At 47.5% G+C, this 3,840-nt stretch carries 3 protein-coding genes; 1 reads left to right on the plus strand and 2 read right to left on the minus strand.

Annotated features, from left to right (window positions below):
- The coding region (locus LUQ50_RS12070; protein WP_300040086.1) for a PKD domain-containing protein at positions 1-913 on the plus strand (913 nt) is incomplete at its 5' end.
- Positions 914-1,003: 90 nt separating this feature from the next.
- Here LUQ50_RS12070 and corA read toward each other — a convergent pair.
- Positions 1,004-2,056, minus strand: a complete 1,053-nt coding sequence (corA, locus tag LUQ50_RS12075; protein ID WP_300040087.1) for a magnesium/cobalt transporter CorA — start codon at positions 2,054-2,056, stop codon at positions 1,004-1,006.
- Positions 2,057-2,101: 45 nt separating this feature from the next.
- On the minus strand, positions 2,102-3,658 hold the full coding sequence (locus LUQ50_RS12080) for an amino acid permease (RefSeq protein ID WP_300040088.1): 1,557 nt from the start codon (positions 3,656-3,658) through the stop codon (positions 2,102-2,104).
- Positions 3,659-3,840: the final 182 nt, after the last annotated feature.

Here is a 3,840-nt window from a genome sequence, read left to right on the forward strand (position 1 = left end):
ATTTATCACCGTAGAAGAGAAACCGGCTCCCCCTGTTGCCAGGTTCAAAAGTGACCGGCGGATGGGGACTGCACCGCTGGGGGTTCATTTTGAGAGTCTTGCATCAGGTGTGGTCTCGTCATGGAACTGGGATCTAGGTGATGGCACTATCTCTTCAGAGAAAGATCCGGTGGTTACCTACACCAAGCCGGGAGTCTATACCATAACCCAGACCGTTACCGGTCCGGGAGGAAAGGATGTTGCGGTCCGCAGAGCATATATCACCGTATCAGCACCTGTCACGCCTCCGGTCGCGGTGATCTATGCCGAACCTGTTGAAGGAGCTGCTCCGCTTACGGTGAAATTCCTGGACATGTCTACCGGTCTGGTAACCGGGTGGCACTGGGATCTGGGAGATGGGGCTCTATCAACAAATAAGAATCCCACCCACATCTACCAGACTGAGGGAACCTACACCGTGAAGTTGAAGGTCAGTGGGCCGAATGGAGACAGTAACACGGAAACTACTATCAGGGTATCCCCTCATGAACAAAAGATCAGAAAGATTGGGTTCATTCCTGATCCCGAACCGGTGATACAACAGAAGCCGGTTGTTCAGGTATCTGATGATGTGGCTACAACAAATATAACCGATGGGACCGAAACCCCTGCTCCGGTTTCAAAGGTTCAGCCGGTTGCTTCGTTTTCATTGTCAGGAAGAAGCGGGAAGAGTCCGCTGACTATCACCTTCCATGATCGCTCATCAGGTGACCCGACCGGATGGCTCTGGGATTTTGGTGATAATGCGACATCAGAACTGAAGGATCCGATCCATACCTACGAGAACCCTGGTGTCTACAGTATCAATCTCACCGTCACCAGTGCCGGGGGAAGTTCACAAAAACTGATCCGTGAAGCAGTTCAGGTATTCTGATCCTTTTTTTGTTTACTATTTTCGCTGAATATCCAGGCACTATCCAGGAGTTTCAATCCGATAGGATTTATCGTGCCTGGCTGATCTTAATCAGATCCATTCCTTTCGTCTGAAATAGATCAGCATCGAAGCTCCTACGGCACCCATCAACAGAAGAACAGCAGGGTATCCGTACGGGCTGGCTAGTTCTGGCATAAATACAAAGTTCATGCCATATATTCCAGCGATAAAGGTGAGTGGAATAAAAATATTAGCGATCAGCGTAAGCATCTTCATGATCTCGTTGGTGTTATTGGAGATCTTGGAGAGGTAGATCTCCATCAGACCCTCTGCCATCTCCCGGTACACATCGACATCTTCTGCTATCTTGATGGTATGATCATACACATCACGCAGGTAGAGATGGGTGGTATTTTTGATCAGGAGTGAATCGGTCCGCTCAAGTCTGGTGATCAATTCACGAAGTGACCAGATCTTGCGCCTGAACCAGATCAGATCACGCCTGAACTCCTGGACATGGTTTATTGTATCCTTTCCGGGAGCATTGACAATTTCATCCTCAATGTCTTCGACCCGATCTTCCAGATCTTCGAGAACGAAAAAATATCCGTCAACGACGGTGTCCAGGATGGTATAGGCAAGATAATCGATCCCATTCTGTCTGAATTTCCCGGTTGATCGCTGGATCCTCTTTTCGATATGTTCAAACATTCCTGCCGAGTTACTACAGGAGATCAGAACCTGATCGGTTAGGATCAGACTCACCTGTTCTTCGGTAGATCCTTCATCAGTCCGGTTGAAATGAGTCATTACGATGAAGAGGTACTCATCAAACTCTTCGAATTTTGTCCGGGTTCTGGTATTGACAATGTCTTCCAGTACAAGCGGGTGAACAGAGAATCTACCAAGAACCTGTTCTATCACAGAGGTGTCCCGAAGGCCGGTGATCGAGATCCAGGCACCGGATCCCTCAGGGATCCGGTTCGGAAGATCTTCTGGTGATATCTCATCGGACCTGATAGATTCTTTATCTGAGTATGAGAGTACTCTGATAGTCGTCTGCTCGGGTGCATTATCCCCGATGTATATTGGTGTTCCAGGAGGAAGACCTATTTTCCGGGAGATATTCTGCTCGTACTCCATGATGTTTCGAAAACACGGAGGTTTTCGTATAGTAAAAAAGAGTGGTTATCTGGATTGAAGGTTCCGTTTGTCAGGATAGAGATCCTCAAAGGTAAGTTCATCCTCCTCCAGAACCTTGATTCCTTTGAATCTTCCTGTTTTAATCCCGATATAGTAGACGATCATTGGCAGGAGAACCGCAGGTATTGAGAGGAAGAGGGATCCTCGTAACTCTTCATTGAATACCAGGATGACAAGCGCAAATACCTCCACGATGATCCCGATGAAGAGAGGCATCCATGGCGAAAGTGGTGTCGGACTGATGATGTCAGCCTTGGTGTATCCACGCTGGTAAATTTTTCTTCTAAAGGATATCTGAGCCCAACAGATAGATATCCAGCAAATTGCGCCGGTAAACGCCGATACCGAAAGCAGCCAGATATAAAGTTCGCTCTCACCGTTTGAGAACCACCACAGTCCCAATACCGCCCAGCAGATGAACAGGGTGAAGAGGGTGGCATACATCGGAGTGCAGTGTTTGTTGAGTTTTGTAAATGTTTTCGGTGCCATCCCTTCAAGGGATAGCCCGTACAGTGCCCTGACTGCTCCGTAAAAACCAGAATTTGCACAGGAGAATGCAGCGGTGAGCACGATGAATGAGAGGACTCCGGCAACTTCGGTGAACCCGTATTTGGCTAATGCCATCGAGAATACACTGTCTTGCAGACCTGCTTCAGAATATGGCAGGATCATCACGAGGAGCAGAATTGGAATGATATCAACCCGCAGGATCCGGTAAACCACGTTCCGGCATGCCCGGGGTACGACCTTTTTGGGGTTCTGGGTTTCTGCTGCAGCAAGACCGACGATCTCAGAGCCCTGAAAGTTCACAAAGATAAGTGCCATATTGGCAAGAAGAATGACAAATCCTGCAGGAAATATTGCATCAGTCCAGGTAAATCCGGGTGGGAAGAGAACACTGAACCCGACTGCAGGGGCGGTTCCAGCTAGTCCGATCACAATAAGGGCAGCAACGATGCAGAATGCAAAGTTATGGATGATCTTAATTAGTGCAAGGGTACTCTCAACAAATGCAAATCCCCCTACATGAATGATATTGAGGGCCGTGATGAGAATCAGAAATACTACCGCCCATACCACAACCGGCACACTCTCGAAGAAGACATGCATGATGATACCACCTGCTACCGCTTCAGATGGGATGTATGCACACCAGTTGAACCAGTAACTCCATCCGGTTCCGACCGCCCAGGTTGGTGAGATGAACTCTGCCGAATAACTGATGAAATTTCCTTTACGGGGTATATTTACCAACAGTTCTGCAAATGACTGCATGACTGTGTAAATCACCAGACCGCCGATAAAGTAGAGCAGAATAACACTGGGTCCCATCTGACTGATGAGATACCCGGATCCCAGGTAATAGCAGGATCCGATGATACCACCGATCGCAATGAGACTTGCCATCCATGGTTTAATTCCACGGTTTAATCCGACCCGGCGGCCGGCAGGGGGTATTGGGTTTTCAATGCTTGTATGTACACAGTCACATGGACCTTCGCAAGAACATACTTTTTCTTCACGATGCGAAGACACTACCATCGCTCCGGGTGTTTTCCTGCATTTAGATACAGACTAGTCCAGAATCCTACCATATTTTTCCTCGTATCTCATCACGGAGTGTAATTATGCCTCAAAATGTCAGTCTTCTAATAAAAAACAATTTCTATCAGGAATGACCTGTGTATTCCTTTTAAATTTCCTTGTGTTTTAATATTTATAAG

The organism is Methanospirillum sp. (genome assembly GCF_028679455.1).
In the GTDB taxonomy this organism is placed as follows: Archaea; Halobacteriota; Methanomicrobia; order Methanomicrobiales; family Methanospirillaceae; genus Methanospirillum.

Excerpts from the sequence above, each read along its gene's own strand:
- corA (WP_300040087.1), bottom strand. The coding sequence starts at position 2,056 with ATGGAGTACGAGCAGAATATCTCCCGGAAAATAGGTCTTCCTCCTGGA.
- LUQ50_RS12080 (WP_300040088.1), bottom strand. The coding sequence starts at position 3,658 with ATGGTAGTGTCTTCGCATCGTGAAGAAAAAGTATGTTCTTGCGAAGGT.